The sequence below is a fragment of the uncultured Thiodictyon sp. genome (genome assembly GCF_903946935.1).
Classification (GTDB): Bacteria; Pseudomonadota; Gammaproteobacteria; order Chromatiales; family Chromatiaceae; genus Thiodictyon.
On the sequence record NZ_CAJAXH010000111.1, the window covers coordinates 1 to 2,725 of the forward strand.

3 protein-coding genes are annotated in these 2,725 nt (G+C 63.9%); 1 reads left to right on the forward strand and 2 read right to left on the reverse strand.

Features of this window, described 5'->3' with window-relative positions; genetic code table 11:
• Positions 1-142: 142 nt before the first annotated feature.
• The gene (locus tag QZX93_RS09770; protein ID WP_295394555.1) at positions 143-430 is read right to left on the reverse strand and encodes a type II toxin-antitoxin system RelE/ParE family toxin; all 288 of its coding nucleotides are present in this window, start codon (positions 428-430) and stop codon (positions 143-145) included.
• A gap of 7 nt (positions 431-437) precedes the next feature.
• Positions 438-728, reverse strand: a complete 291-nt coding sequence (locus tag QZX93_RS09775; protein WP_295390526.1) for a type II toxin-antitoxin system ParD family antitoxin — start codon at positions 726-728, stop codon at positions 438-440.
• Between the two features lie 442 nt (positions 729-1,170).
• Between QZX93_RS09775 and QZX93_RS09780 the strand changes: the two genes are divergently transcribed.
• Positions 1,171-2,586: a phage antirepressor N-terminal domain-containing protein gene (locus tag QZX93_RS09780; protein WP_295390528.1), complete on the forward strand. Its 1,416-nt coding sequence runs from the start codon at positions 1,171-1,173 to the stop codon at positions 2,584-2,586.
• The last annotated feature ends 139 nt before the right edge of the window (positions 2,587-2,725 follow it).

Consider the following 2,725-nt stretch of genomic DNA (forward strand, 5'->3'; position numbering starts at 1 on the left):
CCGACCTCAGTCACCGTTAACCGTTCCGACCATCCGGCCGGCGCGCCGATGTGCGGCACACGCGCTCAAGGGCAGGAACTGGGAATAGCATAGGCGGCATCATGACCAAGGCTGCCTATCAAAAGTAGGAAACTTCAGTTTTCTAAAATAGCTTGTCGAAATCCCGCGATCCGCGCAGAACACGCACAATATCGATTCCGTCATCGCGCGGAAAATAGAAAATCAGATAGTTACCGACGGGGTGGCTGCGCAAACCGGGTTGAAGATCGTTACGGGACACGCCCATGTTCGGAAAGTCAGCGAGAGCTATACATTTTTCTTCAATACGGTCAAGAAACCTGTCAGCATTCTGTGGGCTGTCCTGCGCGATAAGCCACCAAAGTTCGACAAGATCGTTTTCAGCCTCCGGACGTTTCAAGCAATGTGGCATCGGCATTTCATCCTTGATGCGATTGTTCCGCAAGTCGCTTGCGGCCCTTGGCCTTTATCGCTTGGAAATCGATAGGCGTTGGATCGCCGCTTTCGATTCCTTTCTGAATATTGCGCTTTAGTTCCTCAAGCCGCAACCCGCACAATTCGTCACGCTCTTCCAAAAGGCGTAACGCCTCGCTCATAACGTCGCTTGCGGAACTGTAACGCCCGCTGTCGACCTTGCCTTTTACAAGGGCTTCAAGGCTGGGAGTAAGGGAAACATTCATAAATTGCTCCGGTGCGGTCAACTGACCCATTGGGTTATCGTAATCGCTCAGCTACGGCTGTCAAGGCTAGCGATTGACCTTCGCGCGTGGCGGGGCGCTTGCTTGCGAAAAGTGCTCATAGTGCTCTATAGTGGTCACTTATGGCGACAGACGTTGTTTCTCGGGGGTCAGAATGCGCTTGCGCACTGCGATTGGCGACTCGTCCGCCTTGACGGACGCGACGGCTCCGGCCTATCCTCCCCGCGTCGCCCACCACGGGCGACCGGGTTTTGCAGCCCGAGGTGGGCGGCCACAAGCCGCACGAGTCTCGTATCGCGGCTTTTTTCATGCCCGAGTTCCCTGTTATGGGTGGACCGGGTGGGGAGCCGCAAGGCTCGCCGGTGCTCACCCGGTCTGCAAACCCGCTCGGTCCGCCCACCATCGTTTTGCAGCGGTGGTGTGCGGTTCGCAAACGAGCCGTGAGCACCACCCCATGTCCCAAGACAACTCCGTCCTGCCCGTCCCCTTTCGCGGGGCCACCCTGAGCTTGATCGATCACAATGGCGCGCCTTTCGTCGCCATGCGTCCCATCGTCGAGGCCATGGGCATGACCTGGCAAAGCCAGCATATCAAGATCAAGGAGCGGTACACATCAACCGTCACGGAAATCGTGACGGTTGCCGAGGACGGCAAGCAGCGCCCCATGACCTGCCTCCCGCTGTGCAAAATCGGCGGCTGGCTCATGACCGTCCACGCCAACAAGGTCCGCCCGGATCTGCGCGACACCATCCTGGCCTACCAGGCTGAATGCGATGAGGTGCTGTGGAACTACTGGTCGACGGGCCAGGCGACTCGCTCGCCGGCCGCCAGTCCGGCCGCGGCGCCGGTGGTCGACCCGGCACACCCCCCGATCACCATCGCCGGCATCGCCATCCGGCAGGACGTGGCCGGCCGCTACTGCATCACCGATGTCCACCTGGCCGCGGGCGGGGATGATCAACACCGGCCCACCCGCTGGCTGCAACGCCAGCACACCATCGCGCTCATTAAGGAGTGCGACACCCCGGACCATCCAGCGGTCGTGGCCAAAACGGGGTACGGCACCTTCGCGACCAAGCCGGTCATCCTGGCCTATGGGCTGTCGGTCAGCCTGGCGTTTCATCTGCGGGTCAGTCAGGCCTTCGAGTCCGCGACGGCGCCGGCGGCCAGCCAACCGGCGGACGGGCCCCTGCTGCCAAGCGAGCAACAGGCCTTGGCGGCTGTCATCGGCGCCCGCTGCGAGGGCCGCGACGGCACGACCCAGGAGCAGGTCTCCGCCGGGCTGTGGGCGAGCCTGCAACGCCAGTTCCACATCGTCGAGCCGGCCGAACTCCCCCGCTCCAAGTTGGCCGAGGCCATCGTCTACCTGACCGCCTTGCCCGTCGCCCCCACGCCCGCGCCGGCGCTCCCGGCCCCGGCCGCCCCCGCCGAGGTCCTCACCCGCGCCGACCTGGCCAACCTCGACCGCGTGTTGGGGCTCATGACAGACCACCAGTTCCGCGCCCGCGCCTGGCGCTTCGCGATTTGGCGCGCCCTGCGCGCCGTCACGGGTACGCGCGCTCCCCAGCCGTTCGAGGTGCGCCACCTACCCGCGATGTGTAGCGAGTTGCGCCGGATTTATGCCGCGTCCGCCGCCTGGGAGGAGGCGGTCTATAAGGCCGAGGCCGACCTACTGCGCCGGGTGTTCCGCGACGGTGAGGACTTCGAGCAGGTCATCGCCGAGCAGGGCGCCGAGCAGCTCGCCGCCGGTGTCGAGCGCGGTGCGCAGTTGATCCTGGAACTCTCGCACGGGCGCATGGCGGAGATCTCCAAGCTCTATGCCCGGGTGCCGAGCGCCCGCCGCGATCCGCGGCCCGACCTCCAGGAGTAAGTAACCATCCCCCGGCAAAGCCGGGGGCTTTCATTCGTGAGCCGCTCGAAGCGGCTACGGGGTCGCTAACGCGGCCCCGCGGTTCTTGGGCCGCCTAAAGGCGGCGACTCAGCCCCAGAGGTTGAGCTGTTCGAGGCGC